Origin of the sequence: Achromobacter sp. GbtcB20, assembly GCF_019091095.1 — a bacterium.
GTDB classification, from domain to species: Bacteria; Pseudomonadota; Gammaproteobacteria; order Burkholderiales; family Burkholderiaceae_B; genus Achromobacter; species Achromobacter mucicolens.
In genome coordinates, this window is the sequence record NZ_JAGXJZ010000004.1 from 110,724 (window position 1) to 130,874 (window position 20,151).

Annotated in this window: 20 protein-coding genes; 14 read left to right on the forward strand and 6 right to left on the reverse strand. The window is 65.1% G+C overall.

Annotated features, from left to right (window positions below; genetic code table 11):
* The 10 genes from KVT32_RS07945 (at window position 1) to arsH (ending at window position 10,424) form a co-directional block, all read left to right on the forward strand.
* A complete protein-coding gene (locus tag KVT32_RS07945) occupies window positions 1-1,392 on the forward strand; it encodes an ATP-binding protein (protein ID WP_217617974.1) in 1,392 nt (463 codons plus the stop codon).
* Window positions 1,393-1,498: 106 nt separating this feature from the next.
* Window positions 1,499-1,918, forward strand: coding sequence for a YgiW/YdeI family stress tolerance OB fold protein (locus tag KVT32_RS07950; protein ID WP_175155503.1), 420 nt, complete (start codon window positions 1,499-1,501; stop codon window positions 1,916-1,918).
* 131 nt (window positions 1,919-2,049) lie between these two features.
* Entirely contained in the window at window positions 2,050-2,631 is a 582-nt protein-coding gene (gene ribA, locus KVT32_RS07955) for a GTP cyclohydrolase II RibA (RefSeq protein WP_254636822.1), read from the forward strand.
* Between the two features lie 111 nt (window positions 2,632-2,742).
* On the forward strand, window positions 2,743-5,175 hold the full coding sequence (locus tag KVT32_RS07960) for a membrane-bound PQQ-dependent dehydrogenase, glucose/quinate/shikimate family (RefSeq protein WP_217617975.1): 2,433 nt from the start codon (window positions 2,743-2,745) through the stop codon (window positions 5,173-5,175).
* A gap of 368 nt (window positions 5,176-5,543) precedes the next feature.
* Window positions 5,544-6,509 (forward strand): tripartite tricarboxylate transporter substrate binding protein, encoded by a 966-nt coding sequence (locus KVT32_RS07965; RefSeq protein ID WP_175155501.1) that lies wholly within the window; start codon window positions 5,544-5,546, stop codon window positions 6,507-6,509.
* Between the two features lie 184 nt (window positions 6,510-6,693).
* Window positions 6,694-7,791, forward strand: coding sequence for a DMT family transporter (locus tag KVT32_RS07970; protein ID WP_217617976.1), 1,098 nt, complete (start codon window positions 6,694-6,696; stop codon window positions 7,789-7,791).
* A 30-nt stretch (window positions 7,792-7,821) separates the two neighbouring features.
* A complete protein-coding gene (locus tag KVT32_RS07975) occupies window positions 7,822-8,148 on the forward strand; it encodes a helix-turn-helix transcriptional regulator (protein WP_056317918.1) in 327 nt (108 codons plus the stop codon).
* 22 nt (window positions 8,149-8,170) lie between these two features.
* Window positions 8,171-9,250, forward strand: coding sequence for an ACR3 family arsenite efflux transporter (arsB, locus tag KVT32_RS07980; RefSeq protein WP_217617977.1), 1,080 nt, complete (start codon window positions 8,171-8,173; stop codon window positions 9,248-9,250).
* A 45-nt stretch (window positions 9,251-9,295) separates the two neighbouring features.
* Window positions 9,296-9,718, forward strand: a complete 423-nt coding sequence (arsC, locus tag KVT32_RS07985) for an arsenate reductase (glutaredoxin) (RefSeq protein WP_152384474.1) — start codon at window positions 9,296-9,298, stop codon at window positions 9,716-9,718.
* Window positions 9,711-10,424 (forward strand): arsenical resistance protein ArsH, encoded by a 714-nt coding sequence (gene arsH / locus KVT32_RS07990; RefSeq protein WP_152384473.1) that lies wholly within the window; start codon window positions 9,711-9,713, stop codon window positions 10,422-10,424. Before arsC ends, arsH begins: the two co-directional genes overlap by 8 nt.
* Before the next feature lie 16 nt (window positions 10,425-10,440).
* Here arsH and KVT32_RS07995 read toward each other — a convergent pair whose 3' ends face one another.
* Both KVT32_RS07995 and KVT32_RS08000 read right to left on the reverse strand, forming a co-directional pair.
* Window positions 10,441-11,145 (reverse strand): ribonuclease activity regulator RraA, encoded by a 705-nt coding sequence (locus KVT32_RS07995; protein ID WP_152384472.1) that lies wholly within the window; start codon window positions 11,143-11,145, stop codon window positions 10,441-10,443.
* Between the two features lie 84 nt (window positions 11,146-11,229).
* Window positions 11,230-12,429 (reverse strand): pyridoxal phosphate-dependent aminotransferase, encoded by a 1,200-nt coding sequence (locus KVT32_RS08000; protein ID WP_152384471.1) that lies wholly within the window; start codon window positions 12,427-12,429, stop codon window positions 11,230-11,232.
* A 313-nt stretch (window positions 12,430-12,742) separates the two neighbouring features.
* On the opposite strand from KVT32_RS08000, the gene KVT32_RS08005 reads away from it, so the two are divergent.
* Window positions 12,743-13,201, forward strand: coding sequence for a universal stress protein (locus tag KVT32_RS08005; protein ID WP_180098760.1), 459 nt, complete (start codon window positions 12,743-12,745; stop codon window positions 13,199-13,201).
* 13 nt (window positions 13,202-13,214) lie between these two features.
* Window positions 13,215-15,005: an adenosylcobalamin-dependent ribonucleoside-diphosphate reductase gene (locus tag KVT32_RS08010; RefSeq protein ID WP_217617978.1), complete on the forward strand. Its 1,791-nt coding sequence runs from the start codon at window positions 13,215-13,217 to the stop codon at window positions 15,003-15,005.
* 32 nt (window positions 15,006-15,037) lie between these two features.
* Here KVT32_RS08010 and KVT32_RS08015 read toward each other — a convergent pair whose 3' ends face one another.
* From KVT32_RS08015 to KVT32_RS08025, 3 genes are read right to left on the reverse strand one after another with little or no spacing between them, the layout of a single operon-like run.
* Window positions 15,038-16,021 (reverse strand): zinc-binding alcohol dehydrogenase family protein, encoded by a 984-nt coding sequence (locus KVT32_RS08015; RefSeq protein ID WP_254636812.1) that lies wholly within the window; start codon window positions 16,019-16,021, stop codon window positions 15,038-15,040.
* The gene (locus KVT32_RS08020) at window positions 16,018-16,467 is read right to left on the reverse strand and encodes a universal stress protein (RefSeq protein WP_175155493.1); all 450 of its coding nucleotides are present in this window, start codon (window positions 16,465-16,467) and stop codon (window positions 16,018-16,020) included. Before KVT32_RS08020 ends, KVT32_RS08015 begins: the two co-directional genes overlap by 4 nt.
* 31 nt (window positions 16,468-16,498) lie before the next feature.
* Window positions 16,499-17,338 (reverse strand): universal stress protein, encoded by an 840-nt coding sequence (locus KVT32_RS08025; RefSeq protein ID WP_180098764.1) that lies wholly within the window; start codon window positions 17,336-17,338, stop codon window positions 16,499-16,501.
* 283 nt (window positions 17,339-17,621) lie between these two features.
* Between KVT32_RS08025 and KVT32_RS08030 the strand changes: the two genes are divergently transcribed.
* Window positions 17,622-18,047 carry a universal stress protein gene (locus KVT32_RS08030; RefSeq protein ID WP_082586192.1) on the forward strand — a complete coding sequence of 142 codons (426 nt, stop codon included), beginning with the start codon at window positions 17,622-17,624 and terminating at the stop codon, window positions 18,045-18,047.
* A gap of 82 nt (window positions 18,048-18,129) precedes the next feature.
* Here KVT32_RS08030 and KVT32_RS08035 read toward each other — a convergent pair whose 3' ends face one another.
* Window positions 18,130-19,503 carry an MBL fold metallo-hydrolase RNA specificity domain-containing protein gene (locus KVT32_RS08035; protein WP_217617979.1) on the reverse strand — a complete coding sequence of 458 codons (1,374 nt, stop codon included), beginning with the start codon at window positions 19,501-19,503 and terminating at the stop codon, window positions 18,130-18,132.
* Between the two features lie 166 nt (window positions 19,504-19,669).
* On the opposite strand from KVT32_RS08035, the gene KVT32_RS08040 reads away from it, so the two are divergent.
* A complete protein-coding gene (locus KVT32_RS08040) occupies window positions 19,670-20,125 on the forward strand; it encodes a CBS domain-containing protein (RefSeq protein ID WP_056317885.1) in 456 nt (151 codons plus the stop codon).
* The last annotated feature ends 26 nt before the right edge of the window (window positions 20,126-20,151 follow it).

Here is a 20,151-nt window from a genome sequence, read left to right on the forward strand (position 1 = left end):
ATGCGCTGGCGCAACAAGACTCCCCGGGCCGAGCGCGGCTATTCCCTGCGGCGGCGCCTGATCGGCACGACGCTCGGTTCCAGCATCCTGGTGGGGCTGGTCAGCACCGTGATCGTGCTGGCCATCGCGCGCAAGGAGGTCAACGACGCCTATGACGACTGGCTGGAAGAGGGCGCGCGGCTGGTCCTGGCTCTGGGAGAGGGCAGCATCGGCCGGACGGCGGGCCAACCCGCCGCTGGCGACACGCAGCCGGCGCTTCGGCTGGACTATCAGCTGGTCTCGCGCACGGGCGATGTGCTGCTGCGGGGTGAAGACGCGCCCAAGCGGCCGTTCGTGCCGACGGACCGGCGCGGCGACCGCTATTACGACGTACGTGCCGACGGCGAGGACTGGCGCGTCTACGTGCGCCATCATGACTCCCTGGGTTTTTCGGCGCAGGTCGGCCAGGAGATGGACGAACGCACCGATCTCATCTGGGACATGCTCGAGTCCTTGGCGTGGCCGTTGGTCGGCCTGTGGGTCCTGCTTGGACTGATCAACTGGTTCCTGATCTGGCGTCTGCTCAGGCCGCTTGCGCGCATGGCGCGCGGCATCGAGACCAAATCGCCGTCCGACCTGTCGCCGGTGGCCGAAGAGAGCAGGGCGCATGAAGTGCAGTCCATCACGGCAGCCCTGAACCGTCTGCTTGGCCGGTTGGACCACGCGCTTGAAGCCGAAAGGCGCTTCACTGCCGATGCGGCGCATGAGCTGCGCACGCCGCTCGCGGCGCTGGCGTCGCGGATCCAGGTCCTGCAACGCAGCCATCCGGCCGACGAGGCGCCGGCGCTGGCCGCGCAATTGCAGCGCCTGCGCGCCGACATGATGCGCACGACGAGCCTGGTGGAAAACCTGCTGCAACTTGCCCGGCTGGATCCGCAATCGGCCGACGCCATGCCGCGCGAGCGCATCGACGTCCCCAGCCTGCTGCAGGATGCGGTGGACGCCTGCGCGCCCGCGGCGGCGGCGCGCGGCGCCACGATCACGATTGCAGCGCGCGAAAAGGAACTGGTCGGCAACCGGGACGCGCTCTTTACCGCCTTGCGCAACCTCATCCATAACGCGGTGTCGTACGGTCGCGAGGGCGGACAGGTGCGGGTCGCGGCCGAACGTGCCGGGCAGCACGTCGCGCTCAGCGTGAAGGACGACGGGGAGGGCGTGGCGCCAGCCGATCTGGAGCGGCTGACGCAGCGCTTTTACCGCGTCCTGGGCACAAACGTGCCGGGCAACGGCCTGGGTCTGTCCATTGTGGCGCGCGTGGCCACCATGCATCGCGCAGAACTACGCTTCGGTCCGGGCCTGGACGGCCGGGGGTTGGGCGTCACGCTGCTGCTGCCGCTAGACATGAACGGGTGACGCAAGAATCCGCGTCCCCGCGCAGGGATAAGGTCTGCTTCATCTTCGGGGCGTCAAATGGCGCCATGTTCAACAGCGAAGCGCAATCCGCGCAAGGAGCCGCACCATGACCCAGATCTCTCGTCGTTCCTCATTCCTCCGCACGTTCCTGGCCAGCGCCGTCCTCGCTGGCGCCACCGTGGCGGGCGTGGCGCACGCCCAGGGCTACACGGGCCCCAGCACCGGCAAACCCGCTGCCCAAGGCTACAGCGGCCCCAGCACGGTTGCCGTCACGACGGTCAAGGAACTCCTGGCCAATGGCCGCGACGACCAGAACGCCATCCTGCGCGGCCGCATCGTGTCGCACGACGGTGACGATCACTACACCTTCGACGACGGCACGGGCCAGATTCGGGTCGAAATCGATCACGAGGACTTCCCGGCGGGCCAGAAAATCGACGACAAGACCCAGGTCGAGTTGCGTGGCGAACTGGACCGTGACCGCAACAACGTCGAGTTCGACGTCGACAGCGTCCGCGTGATGTAAAGCGCGCGCGGCGGGCGCATACGTTATCCTGTCGACCTCCGTTTCGATACCCGTGCCCGTTTGTCGTGAATCCCGTAACGTCCCCCGCCGCGGTCCAACTGCCCGAAGCCTCCATCCGCGCCACCGTCCGGTTGCCCATCCGCCTTGCCGATGGCACCGAGGCGCTGGCGCTGGCTTACAGCTTTCATGGCCTGGCTGACGCCCGCGACCATCTGGCCCTCAAGTTCGGGCAGCCTGGCCCGCAACCGCTCGTCCGGCTGCACTCCGAGTGCATGACCGGCGATGTCTTCGGATCGCTGCGCTGCGACTGCGGCCCCCAACTGCAGGAAGCGTTGCGCCTCATGAGCCAGGAGGGCGGCTATCTGCTGTACCTGCGCCAGGAAGGGCGCGGCATCGGCCTGTATTCCAAGCTTGACGCCTACCGGCTGCAGGAACTGGGCTACGACACCTACACCGCCAACCTGGAACTGGGGCACGGCCTGGACGACCGCGACTACACGCCGGCCGCCCAGATGCTGCGAGCATTGGGCGTCGACAATCTTGAACTGCTGACAAACAATCCCGACAAGCGCACCCAGCTCGAACGCATGGGCATCCGGGTCAGCGGTTGCCGCCTGACGGGCGTATTTCCGAACGAACACAACAAAGGCTATCTGCTGGCCAAGGCGCTGCGCACGCAGCACCGCATCGAACTCGGTCAGACCGAGGAGTGACGAAGCGATACGTCCGGCAGCCCCGCCCGGCATAAGGAGAAACCCTTATACTCTGGGCCGGTCGTTGGGCCGCATTGCCGGCTGCATGGCCGTATCGTTTTGGAATCCCCTATGAATCAACAACATAAAGACCTGTCCGCGCTCGCAAAAGCGTGGCTGTTCGTGCTGGGCGCCTGCATTCTGGCGGCCGGACTCTTTTTCGGCTACCAAGGTGGGCGCCTCGTGGCGCTGAACGGTAGCTGGTATTTCGTGATTTGCGGCGTTGTGCTGGCCATCTCCGGCATCCAGATCGCACGCCGCCGCGCCAGCGGCGGTCTGCTGTACGCGTTGGCGCTGATCGGCACCGCCATCTGGGCGGTGGCAGAGGTCGGCCTGCAATTCTGGCCGCTCGTGTCGCGTGTCCTGGTGTTTGCAGGCTTTGGCATCCTGGTCGCGCTGTCGCAGCCGCTGCTGCGCCGCGCGCAGAACCAGCCGGCCAGCCCCGCACCGTCCCGCATCGCCGCCGCCGCGCTGGCGCTGGCCTTCATTGCGACAGTTGCCGGCATGTTCGTGCCGCACGTGCCGCTCTCGCAAGGCGAGACCCTCGCGCTCAAGCCTGTCGCACCCGGCCAGGAGCAGAAGGACTGGGCGCATTACGGCAACACCGCCGGCGGGACGCGCTTCGCGGCGCTGGACCAGATCACCCGTGACAACGTCAAGGACCTGCAGGTCGCCGGGACCTACCGCACGGGCGATACGCCCGTCAGCCCCGGCGGCGGCGGCGCCGAAGACCAGCAGACCCCGCTGCAGATCGGCAACCGCGTGTTCCTGTGCACCCCGCACAACAACGTGATCGCGCTGGACGCGACCACGGGCAAGGAACTCTGGAAGGTCGAGATCAACGCCAAGCAGAAGAAGTGGATGCGTTGCCGCGGCCTGGCTTATTTCGACATCGATGCGCCCCTGGAGCAGCCGACCGTCGAAGGCGCGACGCCCGTCAAGGCCGTCAGCCTGGACGCGGGCGCCACCTGCCGCCGCCGCATCCTGATGAACAGCGTGACGCCCGAACTGATCGCGCTGGACGCCGACACGGGCGCGTTCTGCGCCGATTTCGGCAAAGCGGGCCGCGTGGACCTGCGCGCCGGCATGGGCAAGGGCGCCGACAAGGGCGAGTACTACCCGACATCGGCCCCGACGCTGGCCGGCACGACCATCGTGATCGGCGGCCGCGTCGCGGACAACGTCAGCACCGACATGCCTGGCGGCGTGGTGCGTGGCTTTGATGTCATCACCGGCGAGCTGCGCTGGGCGTTCGACCCCGGCAATCCGCAAGACAAGGCCGCGCCGGCCGACGGCCAGACGTACGCACGCTCGACCCCGAACGTGTGGGCGCCGATGTCGTATGACGCACAGTCCAACACGGTCTTCATGCCCGTGGGCAGCGCCGCCGTGGACCTGTGGGGCGTCAAGCACACCGCGCTGGACCGCAAGTACGGCGCGTCTGTCCTGGCGGTCGACGCCAGCACCGGCCAGGAAAAGTGGGTCTACCAGACCGTGCACGACGACCTCTGGGACTTCGACGTGCCCATGCAGCCGACTTTCGCGGACTTCCCCGTGGACGGCAAGAACGTGCCCGCACTCGTCTTCGGCACCAAGGCCGGCCAGATCTTCGTGCTGGACCGCCAGACCGGCAAGCCGCTCACCCGCGTCGAAGAACGCAAGGTGCCGGCCGGCAACATTCCCGGCGAAACCTACTCGCCGACCCAACCCTTTTCGGTCGGCATGCCTTCGATCGGCGCCAACGACCTGAAGGAATCGGACATGTGGGGCGCCACGCCGTTCGATCAGCTGCTGTGCCGCATTCACTTCAAGTCCAAGCGCTACACGGGCCTGTTCACCCCGCCGGGCACCGACGCATCGCTCAACCTGCCCGGATCGCTGGGCGGCATGAACTGGGGCGGCATTTCGATCGACCCGGTCAACGGCTACCTGTTCATCAACGACATGCGCGTCGGCCTGGAAGTGCAACTGGTCGAGGCCGGCGCCAATGCCAAGAAGGGCGACGGCAACGAAGCCGCCGCAATCCAGGGCCCCGTGGCCCTGGCCGGCACGCCTTACGCGATCAACGCCAAGGTGCGATTCATGTCGCCGCTGGAAATCCCGTGCCAGGCGCCGCCGTTCGGCACGCTGACCGCCGTGGATCTGAAGACGCAGAAGATGGTCTGGCAGGTGCCAGTCGGCACCGTTCAGGACACCGGCCCCTTCGGCATGAAGCTGGGCCTGCCGATCCCCATCGGCATGCCGACCATCGGCGGCACGCTCGCCACGCAAGGCGGCCTCGTGTTCATCGCCGCCACGCAGGACTACTACCTGCGCGCGTACGACGCCGGCACCGGCAAGGAAGTGTGGAAGGTCCGTCTGCCTGTCGGCAGCCAAGGCACGCCCATCAGCTACAAGTCGACCGTCGACGGCAAGCAATACCTCGTCATCTCGGCCGGCGGGGCGCGCAATTCGCCCGACCGTGGCGACTACGTGATTGCCTACGCATTGCCCGGCAAGGTGTAAGCCGCGCGGCAACGCAAGTATCTGGGCGCTCCGCGGAGCGCCCATTTTTTTGCAATCTAACCGCTGTGGCGATGCTTGCCGGTCTTGATGAACAAGTCGGAGAATGCCTCCCAGTCGGTTTCTGGCGAAACCCGGAACCAACCGCCATCGAGCGCAATCGCCGGCATATGGCCACGCCGGTGCCGCCCGCTGCGCTTAGTCGTGCGTTGGGCTGCAGATCCTTGTCCGGATCGCAGGGCAGGGAAGGGAGCAAATCGCAATGCCTTTTTCCTTCATTTCTTGCAGAAGAGTTCTGCGGAATATCGCGGAGATCGGCGGCTGGGCGATCGATACACTTTCAGGCGGAGACAACTGAAAAAGAGCAACACATGCCTATCGTCACACGCCGCCGCATACTGCTGGGCAGCGTAGTCCTCAGCGCACTGTTTTCGTTCGGGGCTGCCGCGCAAACCGCTTATCCGTCGAAACCTGTCCGCCTCGTCGTCCCGTATCCACCGGGCGCCGCCACCGACGCCATCTCGCGCGCGTTCGCCCAACAACTGGGCACGATCATGGGCCAACCGGTCGTCGTCGAAAACCGGCCAGGCGCTGGCTCTGCCATCGGCATCATGGCCGTCAAGAACAGGCCCGCGGACGGATACACCTTGCTGGTCCACGCCGAAGGCTTCTACAGCGCAAAGATCACGACACCCGCCGCGGATTATGCGTTCTCCGACTTTGAAATCCTGGCGCCGCTGGGCCAAAGCAGCTACGCCTTCATCGTGCCGTCCGACCGAGGCTGGAACCGCCTGGAAGACTTGAAGGGCATTAACCGGGAATTGGACATTGGCGTCGCCGACCTCGGCGTGGGCACGTACTCCACGCTTGCGGCGAGGCTGGCTTCAGGGCTGAGGACGCAATACCGTCCAATTCCGTTCAAGGGCGGCGCGGAAGGGCTGACGGCCATCCTTGGCGGGCAGATCGACGGCTACTTCACCACAATTGGCACCACCCAAAGCGTCAAGGACAATCCGCACGTAAAGGTGCTGGCCTATACCGGCCGCAAAGGAAGCGTCAGTCATTTGCCCGGCGTGAAGACGTTCGCCGAGCTTGGCGTGCCGAACATGGTGTTCCACAGCAGCTACAGCGTTGCCGTGCGCAGCGAAACGCCAGAGCCCGTCAGGACGAAGCTGGCGGAGTTTGTACGGCAGGCTGCCACTTCAGGGGCGATGGAAAAGGCGCGGCGGGATTTGTATTTGGAGGGATATGAGGGGTCGTTGGACGACTACAAGCGAGAGCTCAAGGGGTTGGCCGATGAGTTCGCGGCAAGCGCCAAGGGGCTGAAAAAGGAGTAGCCGGTGGTTGCTCTGGATGGGTTGGCGACGATAATGGCTCCGAGCTGCGGGGGTCCGTAACCGATGTGGTGCTCGCCCCAGGCTAAGTTCGCATAATGTGTATTATGTAAAATAGAGGATCCGGGTGGATAGCATGCTTGGCTCCCCTAAATAGCCACACCGCCCCAATCAATCGCCTGTTCTCATGTCTTTCCGGTCTGCCACCCCTGCGTTAGCCGCCGCGCTCCTGTTCGGCGCCAGCACGCCTTTCGCAAAAGCCTTGGTCGAAGGTGTGCCGCCGCTGTTGCTGGCCGGGCTGCTCTACCTGGGCAGTGGCTTGGGTCTCGGCATCCTCCTGGCATCGCGCCACCTCTTGCATGCCCGGGAGTCGAAGCTTCCGTCCGCCTGGCGCATTCCTCGGGCCGATCTGCCGTGGTTGGCCGGCGCAATCGTTGCGGGCGGCGTGCTTGGCCCAGTCCTGTTGATGCTGGGATTGACCCAGACCAGCGGCGCGTCGGCGTCCCTGTTGCTCAATGTCGAGGGCGTGCTCACGGCGGTCATTGCCTGGTGCTTGTTCAAGGAAAACGCCGACCGCCAGATCGTGATGGGCATGATTGCCATCGTTCTGGGCGGCGTCTTGCTGTCCTGGGAGCCCGGCGGCGCAACGCTGTCGACCGGGGCGCTGCTGATCGTGGGCGCCTGTCTGTGCTGGGCGGTGGACAACAACCTGACCCGGCGAGTCGCCTGCAATGACGCCATGCTGATTGCGGGCATCAAAGGCTTGGCAGCGGGCATTGTCAGCACAACCCTGGCACTGCTCGGCGGCGCCGGGTTTCCGTCCGGCGCGGTGGCGGGCGCCAGTCTTGCCGTGGGATTTTTCGGTTATGGATTGAGCCTCACGTTGTTCGTGGTGGCGCTCCGGACGCTGGGAACCGCCAGGACTGGCGCGTACTTCTCCGTGGCGCCGCTTTTTGGGGTGGCGATATCTTTTGTTCTGTGGCCAGAAAGCCCCGGTCTGCTCTTTTGGCCGGCCGCGGCCTTGATGGCGCTTGGCGTTTGGCTGCACGTGCGCGAACGGCATGCGCACGAGCACACCCACGAACCGCTTGAGCACAGCCACCGGCATGTGCACGACGATCACCACCAGCACACGCACCCATTCGCCTGGGACGGCGTGGAACCACACACCCATCCTCATCGTCACGAACCTCTGACGCACACCCATCCGCACTACCCGGATATTCATCACAGACATCCTCACCGTCGCGCAAGCAAGAAAGGAAGTTCACAGGGCTCTCGCTAATAGTTTCAACAATCGTTGTATGATCGAACAATGAACGAAGAGCAAGCCATCTCCGCGCTAGGCGCCCTCGCCCATCCTCAACGGCTGCGGACCTTCCGCGCACTGGTCGTGGCGGGTCCGCCGGGACTGATGCCCAGTGTCCTCGCAGACCAACTGGGCGTTGCGCGTAATACCCTGTCCTTTCACCTGAAAGAACTGTCCACGTCGGGCCTGGTCACCGTCGAGCAACAGGGGCGCAACCTGATCTACCGAGCCGACTTCTCGAAGATGAGCGGATTGCTCGGCTATCTGACTGAGCACTGCTGCGCGGGCACGGCCTGCGAACCTTCCCTGCGTGCGGCTTGCACGACCTGCTGATCAAACCCCCGGAGTAAACCCGATGTCGTCCACCACACAGGCCGCGCCCGCTCAGCGCCCGCGGCCCGGGATGAATGTTTTCGAGCGCTATCTCACCCTATGGGTGTTTCTCTGCATCATGCTCGGCGTGACGCTTGGGCAACTGATGCCCGCGTTGTTCCAGACGATTGGCCGCCTTGAAGTCGCTCAGGTCAACTTGCCGGTCGGGATTCTGATCTGGGTAATGATCATTCCCATGCTGCTCAAGGTGGACTTCAGTGCGCTTGGCCAGGTCAAGCAGCACTGGCGCGGCATTGGCGTGACGCTGTTCATCAACTGGGCCGTCAAGCCGTTTTCGATGGCCTTTCTGGGCTGGCTGTTCATCCGCCAGATTTTTTCGGCCTGGTTACCCGCCGACCAGCTGGATAGCTACATTGCCGGCTTGATCCTGCTGGCGGCGGCGCCGTGCACCGCCATGGTGTTCGTCTGGAGCCGCCTGACCGGAGGCGATCCGGTGTTCACGTTGTCCCAGGTCGCGTTGAACGACACCATCATGGTGTTTGCCTTCGCGCCCATGGTGGGCTTGCTGCTCGGGCTGTCGGCCATCACCGTGCCTTGGGACACGCTGCTGGTGTCCGTCGGGTTGTACATCGTGATTCCGGTGGTGCTCGCCCAGGTCTGGCGCCGCGCCCTGCTTCGCCGCGGTCAGGCGGCATTTGACGCCGCGCTGGCGCGCATCGGGCCGTTCTCGATGGCGGCGCTGCTGCTGACGCTGGTTCTGCTGTTCGCATTTCAGGGCGAAGCCATCATTGGCCAACCTTTGATCATTGCGATGCTGGCGGTGCCGATTCTCATCCAGGTGTTTTTCAATTCGGGCCTGGCGTACTGGCTTAACCGCCGCGCGGGAGAAAAGCACAGCATTGCCTGCCCTTCCGCGCTGATCGGCGCATCCAACTTCTTCGAACTGGCCGTGGCGGCCGCGATCAGCCTGTTCGGATTCCACTCTGGCGCGGCATTGGCCACGGTGGTGGGCGTGCTTATCGAAGTGCCCGTAATGCTGCTTGTCGTGCGGATCGTAAATCGGACCAAGGGTTGGTACGAGGCCGGCGCCCTCCGGCGCTGAGTGGTGGCCACCGGCCTGCCCGACATTCCTTAGACAGAGGTTTTCATGAGTTCCATCACGATTTATCACAACCCGGCCTGCGGCACGTCTCGCAACGTCCTCGGGTTGATTCGCAATAGCGGCGAAACGCCCACGATCATTGAGTACCTGAAGACGCCGCCGGACGCCGCCACGCTGAGGTCGTTGATTGCCGATATGGGCATCTCCGCTCGCGAGCTGCTGCGCCAGAAAGGCACGCCTTACGACGAATTGGGGCTGTCCGATCCGAAGTGGACGGACGACCAACTGATCGGCTTCATGCTTGAGCACCCGATCCTGATAAATCGGCCGATCGTCGTGACCCCGCTGGGTACGCGGCTGTGCCGGCCGTCGGAGGCCGTGCTGGACATTCTGCCTCAGGCTCAACGCGGCGCCTTCAACAAAGAGGATGGAGAACCGCTGATCGATGCGGAGGGCAACCGTGTCTGACGTGTTTGCGGATCTGCCGAATATCGATCCCGCGTACTTCAAGGCGCCGGCTCCGGCCGCGCTGTTCCCGCCGGCGCGGGCCACGCATGCGCCGCGGTTCCTGCTCTTGTATGGATCGCTGCGCGAGCGCTCGTACAGCCGGTTGGTCGCCGAAGAAGCGGCGCGCTTGCTCCAAGCCCTGGGCGGCGAAACCCGGCTCTTCAATCCCACCGGGCTGCCGCTGGTCGATGACGCCACGGAGAATCATCCCAAGGTCCGAGAGCTTCACGAGCTTGTCCAGTGGGCCGAAGGCATGGTCTGGAGCTCGCCCGAGCGTCACGGCGCGATGACGGGATTGATGAAGACGCAGATCGACTGGATCCCGTTGTCGGTGGGCGCCGTGCGGCCCACCCAGGGCAAGACGCTGGCGGTCATGCAGGTTTCGGGCGGATCGCAGTCGTTCAACGCAGTGAACCAGATGCGTATCCTGGGCCGTTGGATGCGGATGTTGACCATTCCCAATCAATCGTCCGTCGCCAAGGCCTACCAGGAGTTCGACGATCGCGGGCGCATGAAGCCCTCCCCTTACTACGATCGGATCGTCGACGTGGTCGAGGAGCTGATGAAGTTCACGTTGCTCACGCGGGACACAAGCCCTTATCTGGTGGATCGCTACAGCGAACGCAAGGAAGCCGGCATAAAGAGCCGGCTTCCTTCCGTCGCTTAGAGCCGAATTGCAGGCGTTACCCCTTCTTCGACGCCGCGTACTTCGCCTTGTTGGCTTCGTTCGGCGGATACAAGCCCGGCAGCACGGCGCCGTTGTTGACTTCGTCCATGATCCAGCCTTCAAAGCGTTCCTGCTCAACGGCCGCATCGACCACGTCGGCCAGCAGCGCGGCTGGAATGACGACGGCGCCGTCCTGGTCGGCGACGATCACGTCATTGGGAAAGACGGCCACGCCGCCGCAGGCGACGGGCTGCTGCCAGTCCACGAAGGTCAGGCCGGCCACCGAGGGCGGCGCTGCCGCCCCGCTCGCCCACACGGGCAGCTTGGTTCCCAGTACACCGGCCAGGTCGCGCACGACCCCGTCGGTCACCAGGCCAGCCACGCCGCGCTTTGCCATGCGGGCGCACAGGATGTCGCCCCAGATACCGGCGTCTTTCACGCCCATGGCGTCGACCACCGCGATGCAGCCGGAGGGCATCTGCTCGATGGCGCCGCGGCTGGATTTGGGCGAGGACCAGGATTCCGGCGTGGCAAGGTCTTCGCGGGCGGGCACGAAGCGCACGGTGAACGCGCGGCCGACGATGCGGTCCAGGCCCTGGGCCAGCGGGAACGCGCCGCGAATCCAGACGTTGCGCAGCCCTTTCTTCAATAGGATGGTGGTCAGCGTGGCCGTCGTGACGCCAGAAAGCGCCTTGAAATAAACCTCATCGGAAACCGTCATGTATTTCTCCAGGTGAAATTGGAACTGGCGCTCAGCTTGAGCGCGCGCTTTCCCGTGATGCTCAAATCCATTGTTCCAGCCTCTTTAGTCAAGGGTGTCGCAAGTATCGCGCAGACGTTTGCACGCCTGCGCCAGCCGCTCGTCCGACGTCGCAAATGAAATGCGGAAGTAGCCTTCGGCGCCAAATGCGCTGCCCGGCACGACGGCAACATGCGCTGCTTCGAGAAAGAACTGGCTGACATCCACGTCGCTTTTGAGCACCCTGCCCTGCGGCGTCGTGCGGCCAATCAGCCCTTCGCAGGACGGAAACAAGTAAAACGCGCCTTCTGGAGTGCGGCAGTGAACGCCCTCGATCGCATTGAGCGCGTCCAGGCAGTCGTCGCGCCGGCGCTGGAACGCCTGATTGCGCGGTAACAGAAATTCCATCGGGCCATCCAGCGCTGCGGTTGCCGCCGCCTGAGCGACCGAGCATGGGTTGCTTGTGCTCTGCGATTGAATCGTGGCCATGGCCTGGATCAGCGGCTGGGGTCCCGCGGCATAACCGATGCGCCAACCCGTCATGGCATAGGCCTTGGAAACGCCATTGACGGTTAACGTGCGGGGGTGGAGTTCAGGGTCCACAGACGCGATGGTCGAGAACTGCCAGCCGTCATAGCGGATGTGCTCGTACATGTCGTCGGTCATGATCCACACGTGCGGATGACGCGCCAGTTCAATGGCAAGCGCCGCCAGATCGGCGCGCGAGTAGCCGGCGCCCGTGGGATTGCTGGGCGAATTGAGAATGATCCATTTGGTCTTGGCCGTGATCGCGTGGCGCAGCTGTTCCGGCTTGATCTTGAAGTCCTGCGAGGCCGGGCAAGCGACCTCGACGGGCACGCCGCCCGCAAGCCGCACCATGTCCGGGTAGGAAACCCAATACGGAGCCGGGATGATGACCTCGTCTCCCGGATTGATGGTCGCCAGGAGCGCATTGAAGATGACCTGCTTTCCGCCCGTGCCCACGCTGATTTGCGCAGGATCGTAGGAAATGCTGTTGTCGCGCCAGAACTTGCGGGCGATCGCTTCCTTCAACTCGCGCGTTCCGTCGACGTCCGTGTAACGCGTGGCGCCGGCGTCGATGGCCTCTTTCGCGGCGACGCAGATGTGCTCCGGGGTCGGAAAATCAGGCTCGCCCTGCGATAGGCCGATGACGTCGATGCCGCGCCGCCGCATGTCCCCCGCTATTTTGGTGATGACCAGTGTGGGGGAAGGCTTTACTGCGCCAAGGCGGTGGGAAAGCATCATCGTCTCGCGGGTCTGGATCGTTCAATGCTGGAAGTCTAGAACTGCGATTAGTCCATGAAAAGCGATATATTTCACAGCTGAGTATCAATTATTTCGATTAAATGCGGGCGGCGAGAGACAACATCGCAGGCACGATACGCGCTGTCGCTGCCCCGTGTCTGTGTCACGGGCGAGATCGCACCGCGTGCGGCGCCCCAGAGGCAGTGTCGACCCCTTCGGATATCCGCTGGCGTCACACAACTTGACCGGAATCAATATTCTCGCCGCGCGTCCGCTGATACTGGTTTCGTGCCCAATTTTCCCGGAGACCAGCATGTATGAGCGAATCCTTGTTCCCATCGACGGCAGCGCCACCTCGCAGATCGGCTTGAACGAGGCCATCCGGCTAGCCAAGCTGACCGGGGCGCGCATCCGTCTGATACACGTCATCGACGAGCTGTCCTTTGCCCTGACAACCGATGCCTACAGTTATCGCGCGGGCGAACTGCTGGATCTGATGCGCCGCAACGGCGCGAAGATGCTGGAGACGGCGCAAGGCACCGTCCGCGATGCAGGCATCGAAGCGGATACCGCGCTCTACGAGAATCTGGACCGGACCGTCCAGCAGCGGGTGCTGGATGAAGCGGCAGCATGGAAAGCCGATCTGATCGTGATCGGCACGCACGGCCGCCGCGGCGCGCGGCGTCTGCTTCTGGGCAGCAGCGCCGAAGGCATCCTGCGCGGGGCATCGGTGCCGGTCTTGCTGTTGCGGGCTCCCGAAGGCGTTTCCTGATCCGGGGCGTTTCATGCTCCTGCCGCAGCCGGCGTGCGTGAATGTGCTGCTTGACCGGTACGCGGCGTGCGCAGAGCACGATGCCGCGCAGGTGTACGCGCGCGTCGCCCTGGCGCTCGCCCAGGCGGAGACGCCGGCACGGCGGGCGTCCGCCGCCGCGGCGTTTCTTCAGAACATGCGGGACGGCGCGATCGGTGCGGGGCGGATCATGGCAAACGCCGGCACGCAGGCACACGCGACCATGGTCAATTGCTTCGTGCAGCCGGTGGGTGGCCATGATGCCTCACTCTCCTTCCAGGCCGGTCTGCAGCAGGCGCTTGAGACGTTGGCCATGGGCGGCGGGGTCGGGTACGATTTTTCATCGCTGCCCCCGCAGGCGGCTGGGTCCCGTGGGCGGGCAGACGCCCCGACGGTCCGCGAAGCCATCGACCAGTACGACGCGGCGTGCGCCCGCCTGGCATTCGAGGGCAGCCGCCGCGGCGCCCAAATGGCGGTTCTATCCTGTGCGCATCCCGACATCCTTGACTTTGCCCAGACCAAGCACGGCCGCCGGCGCTGGCGCACCTTCAATATTTCGGTCGCGGTCAGCGACGCGTTTCTTGCCGCGGTGCAGCGCGACGAGCCCTGGCCGCTGGTTCATCACACCCCGCCCGGCCAAGCGGCGATCGACGCGGGCGCATTCCAGCGAACCGACGGCCTTTGGCAGTATCGCCAGGATTCGGCACGGCGCTTATGGGATGCCATCGCGCGCGAGGCCGTCCACAGCGCCGAACCGGGGTTGCTGTTCATTGACACCATCGCGCGCGCCGACAACCTGCGCGCGCTCGAGACGATCCGGGCCACCAATCCGTGTGGCGAGCAGCCGCTGCCCGACTATGGATGCTGCGTGCTCGGCCCCATCAACCTGACACGCTTGGTCGAGCACCCATTTGGACTGGGCGGCCCCGCCAACGTGAACCTGGCAAAGCTGGCCGGCATGGTCCGCATACAGGTGCGCATGCTCGATAACGTGATCGCGTTGACGCATTGGCCCCTGCCCGCCCAACAGGCGCAGGCATTGTCCACGCGCAGGATCGGCGTGGGGGTGACCGGGCTGGCGGACATGCTAGCGATGCTGCAATTGCGATACGACAGCGACGCCGGCCGCCAGGCCGCAAGCGAAGTGGCCCGGTGCATCCGGGACAGCGCCTACGCGGCGTCGGCGGCACTGGCCCGGGAACGCGGGCCGTTTCCCCTTTACCGCGCAGCGGACTACCTGTCGGACGGCGCCATCGGCGATGCGCTTGCCGCCGAGGTACGCGTTGCCGTGCGCCGGCATGGGTTGCGAAACAGCCATCTGGTGTCGTATGCGCCCACCGGCAGCGTCAGCCTTGCCTTTGCGGACAATTGCTCCAGCGGGATCGAACCGGCTTTCGGCTGGACTTACCGCCGCCGCGTGATGCTGGGCGCCGCTGCGGTTGACGTGCCGCTTGAGAACCATGCGTGGCGCCAATGGAACCTGCATTTTGCCCGCAAGCCTTTGCCCGACTATTTCCGCACCGCGCAGCAGGTAGCGCCTGAAGACCACGTGGCGATGGTGGGCGTCTTGCAACCTTTCGTGGACGCCTCCATTTCGAAGACGGTACCCGTGCCGTCCGACTGCAGCGTCGAACGCGCGCAGGCGTTGTTCATGTCAGCATTCAAGCTCGGGCTCAAGGGGATTACTCTCTTTCGGCCAGACCCCGCGCTTGCGGCGGTGCTGGGCACGGCAACCTCGGGGGCTGACGCCCTGGCAACGCCAAGCGCCTGCGAAGGGTGCGCATGAGAGCCCCCCCGGCAACCGGGATCCGCGGCGCCTCAGGGCAGCAGCACGGCCGTCGCCTGGATGCGCCCCGCCCGCAAGTCGTCCAACGCGCGATTTGCGTCCTCAAGCCGATACGTGCGGACATCGGCACCCAGATCCCACGCGTGCGCCTTGCCCAGAAATTCCCTTCCGTCCTCACGCGTCAGGTTGGCGACGGACGAGAGCGAACGTTCGCCCCAAAGCAGGCGGTAGGGAAATGCCGGGATGTCCGACATGTGGATGCCCGCGCACACCACGCATCCGCCCGGGCGCACCGCGCCCAGCGCTGACGGCACCAGCGCGCCGACCGGCGCGAACAGGATCGCCCCATCCAGGGGTACCGGCGCGGGTTCGCTGCTGTTGCCAGCCCAAGTCGCGCCCATCGCAAGCGCATGCGCTTGCGCTGCCACATCGCCGGTGCGGGTAAAGGCGTACACCTCGCGGTTCAGATGGCGGCAGGCCTGTGTCAGGAGCCGTGCCGCAGAACCGAAACCGTAAAGCCCCAGCCGCTGGGCATCGCCGGTTGCCCGCAATGCCCGCCAGCCAATCAGGCCGGCGCATAGCCACGGCGCCATCCGCGCCGGGGCTCTGGCCGCTGGCAAGGGAAACAGATAGTCAGCATGCGCCAGCATGTGCGTGGCAAAGCCGCCGTCCTGTGTGTAGCCGGTAAACAGAGCCTCGCTGCAGAGATTTTCCAGGCCGGCGCGGCAGAACGTGCATTGTCCGCACGTGCGCGCCAGCCAGGCCGCACCCATGCGGCGCCCCAGCATCGCCGTGTCGACGCCAGCCCCGACCGATTCCACGACGCCGACGACTTCATGGCCCGGAATGATGGGATACCTGAGGTTGGGCAGCTCGCCGTCCAGGACATGCAGATCCGTGCGGCAGACCGCGCATGCCAACACGCGTAATCTGACCTGGCCGGGGCCGGGCTGCGGCGTCTCGCGTGTTTCCAGCGTCAGGGGCAGCCCCGGCGCTTGCAGGACCATCGCCTTCATGGGGTGCGGACCAGCAAGACGGGGACAGGCGCCATCCGCACGACGCCTTCCGCGCTGCTGCCCAGCATCGCGCGGCGCAGGCCATGGTGGCCATGTGTGCCCAACACGATCAGGTCCGCGTTGAAGGCCTGCGCGGCCCGCAGGATGCGCGCGGGCGTCGGCATGGCGTCCTCATCCAGAAGCGTCGCCTCTGCGTTGACGCCGGCCGCCGCGGCGTCAGCCTTGGCGCGCTTGAGCAGGTTGGCGCCCGCTTCTTCTCGGCTGGCCTTCAGCGTGCGCAGGGCATCCTCGGCGTAGGGGTTGTCCTCCAGGACTGCCGGCGGATCCTCCAGCGCATGCACGACAAGGAGCGAGGCGCCGGCTTCCCGGCTGATCCGGACCGCCTCCTCCAATGCCCGGTCGGATGCGTGCGAGCCGTCGATGGCGGCAAGGATACGGCGGTACATGGGCTATCCAGATCGGCGACGCAGCAATCGCCTAATGGGACAGAAGGACGGGAACCGTCATTGCGCTGAGCAGCGACCGGGTGGCCCCGCCCATCACCAGCTGCCGCATCCGGCTGTGCCCATATCCGCCCATCACGATGAGATCCGCACTGAAATCCGCGGCCGCCGTCAGAATTGCATCGCCGATGTCTCCGTGGCGGACGTCGCGCATCTGGTGGACGGGCTGGGGAAACCCGTGGCAGATGCAGTAGGCGACGAGGTCCTCGAAGGGAACGTCCGAAGGCTGCTGCAAGGGGAATCCCTCGTCCAGGGACAACACCTGCAAAGCCGCAGCATTGCGCAGCAGCGGCGCGGCGTCGGCGATGGCCCGCGCCGCCTCGCGGCCGCGGTCCCAGCAGTACAGCACCCGGCCGCCGATCGTGCTGAACGTCCCGGCAATGGGCAGCACGATGACGGGCCGGCCCGAGGTGAGGATCACCTGCTCGACGAAATCGTTGCCCGTGGCCGCTTCGAGATCCTTCAGGTTGTTCTGCCCCACCACGACGACATCCGAGGAACGCGCGTGCCGGGAAACGCACTCCGCGGGCGTGCCCCACTCGCCTTGCCGCCATGCCGCCGCAACGCCGGCGTGCTCGGCCGCCTCGCTGAACGCCTTCTGGACGGCAGTGCGCGCCTTTTCGTGGATCTGGACCGCCCGATCCATCCCCCTCACCCACAACCCGGCTTCGTCATAGAAATAGCCCGGCGCGACGTAGCTGGCGTATATCCCTGTCAGGTGGGCGTCATGGGCCTTGGCCAGACGCAGACAGAAATCGAGCCGGCGCGAACAATCGGCGCCCTGGTCCAGATGGACCGCGATTCGACGGAACATGGTGACCTCCGGTGGCAGTAAGTGGCTGAGGACTGCCTGCACGCGCCTCACACCCTGCGGCGCTCTCTTGACTGGCTGGCGGGGCAACGTCCTCTTGCATAGGCTTCATCTTGCGCGGGTGCGCGTGGCAAATATTGACCTTCGTCAACGCGCGAGCGGGGACGCCGCCGTCGGGGTGCGGCCCAAACCTTGATTCCAGTCAATGGCCGGGGCATCATTCGCGTCATGATGGTTGCAGGCAGCCGAGGCTGCGCCTTTCCTACCCCCAAACGTTGAGGCCACTGTGAAGAACGTACTCATTCCCATCGACGGCTCCGAAAACGCCTTGCGTGCCGTGAAGTACATGATCGATCACATCCGTGAGCATGGCGACTGCGCGATCCACCTGCTGAACGTGCAAATACCCATTGTGTCGGGCGCCGTCCGCGCGTTCGTCACGCCGGAAATGATCCGGGACTACTATGAGGATGAATCCAGCGCCGCGCTCGCCGAGGCGCGGTCGGTCCTGGATGCCGCCGGTGTCAGCTATCAAACGCAGATGCGCGTGGGGCCCGTGGCCGCTACGATCACCACCTATGCCGCCGAACAGCACTGCGACCACATCGTCATGGGTTCGCGGGGGCTAGGCGCCGCAGGCAGCCTGCTGCTCGGATCGGTGGCGCTGAAAGTGCTGCACACCGCCCACATACCGGTCGTCATGATCAATTGACCACGCGCGCCCCGCCTTGCCCGCCCGCTGCCCGGGCGGCCTGGGCCGGGCGCGCCCTTCCCTGCCCCTGCGCCGCGCCGGATCAGTTCAACACGGCGGTTTCGGACGGCTCGACAGGATGGCAGCGCCAGCCAAGCTCGTCCTTGATGCGCAGGCGCAGCGCGTCGGCTGCCGCGGGTTCTCCGTGCACGATGTAGGTATGCCGGGGCGCGCTTGAGAATCCACGAAGCCAGCGCAGGATCTCGTCGGCGTCCGCATGCGCCGACAACATCGACAGGTTGTCGAGCTCGGCGCGAATCGGCACATATTCTCCATGTATCTTGGCTTGTCGGGCGCCATCCAGCATGGCGGCCCCGCGCGTTCCCATCGCCTGGAAGCCGGCAAAGAGGATCGTGTTTCTAGGGTCTCTGGCATAGTGCTTGAGATGGTGAATGACCCGTCCGCCGGTGGCCATGCCGCTGGCCGAAAGAATGATCTTGGGCATCGGCGAGCGGTCCAGCGCCTTGGATTGTTCGACGTCAGTGACGCAGGTGGCTACGCCGAACGCGGCCCTGGCATCCGCACGCGGCAATCGCTGATCGGCGGTATGCCGTAGATAGACGTCGACCGCGCTGCTGGCCATCGGACTATCCAGGTAGATGGGCAGGTCGCGAGGGATGCTTCCGGCCAGCCTGAGCCGCCACAGGTGAAACAACAGGAGCTGGGCGCGGCCGACGGCAAACGCCGGAATCACAAGAGAGCCCCCTCGCCGGATGGTGCGCTGGATGATGCCGGCCAGCGTGTCCGGCACGCTTTGCGTGCCGTGGCTGCGATTGCCGTAGGTGGATTCGACAATCAGATGATCCGCCTGCGTCACGGACGCGGGCGGCGGCATCAGCGGGTCGTCATAGCGGCCCAGGTCGCCGGAAAACACCAGTCGTCCACCCGGGTAATCGAGTTCGACGATGGCGGCGCCCAGGATGTGGCCGGCGCGCGAGAACCGGACCTGCATTCCCCCCGGGAGCGGCATCGGCGCATCGAACGGGACCGGGCGGAGCGCGGCGATCGCTCTGCGCGCGTCGGCGACCGTGTACAGGGGCAACGCGGGACGATGGCGCGACAGGCCGTGGCGGTTCAGGTAATCGGCATCGGCTTCCTGCAAGTGGGCGCTATCCAGCAATAGCAATTCGCACAAGTCGCGCGTCGCTTCGGAACAATAGATCGGGCCGGCGAAACCCTCCCGCACGAGCCTGGGCAGATTCCCCGAATGGTCCAGGTGCGCGTGCGACAGCAGCACGGCTTCGATCTTCGAGGGCGCCACGGGAAACGGCGCCCAGTTGAGCAGCCGTAGCGGCTTGAGTCCCTGGAACAACCCGCAATCCATCAGGATCAGCCGCCCGGACGCATCCAGCAGATGACGCGAGCCCGTCACGGTGCCGGCGGCCCCGCAAAAGTGTATGCGCAGCTTCTGTGTCATGGATCGACTCCTGACTGTCTGACCAAGTTTTCGCTAATAAGCAGCATTGATGTGGCAGGCCCATCCTTGCTTGACCAATGTCAAGATAACCGCCGGGCGCGAGATCAACATAGGACCGACAAGCAAACAGGCGTGGGGCGTGCCCCCGCCACCCAGGAGAAATGCCATGAAAGCGCGCGACCTCATGACCGCGACCCCATACTGCGTATCCCCGCGTACCCCGGTTTCGCAGATTATGCGTGCCATGCTGGATCGAGACATCAGCGCCGTGATGGTGACGGGCGATGACGGCGCGTTGATCGGCGTGGTCAGCGAAGGCGATCTGGTGCGACGCCAGGACAGCGCGCATCAGAGAAAGGTGAACCACTGGCTGTCGCTCCTGGCAGAAGGCGAGGCACTGAATCTGGAGTTTCTGCACAGCCTTCAACTGGGCGAGCAGACGGCATCGGCCGTGATGAGCAGCCCTGCCATCACGGTGGATGAGTCCGCCGACCTGTCCGAAATTGCAGATGTGCTGCTCAAGCGCGGGATCAAGCGGGTTCCCGTGGTCCGGCAGGGAAAACTGGTCGGCGTGGTCAGCCGCCGGGACATTCTTCAGGCGCTGCTGGCCCAGGAAGTCTGAGGCCGTCGTTGCGGCCAGGAGTGAAC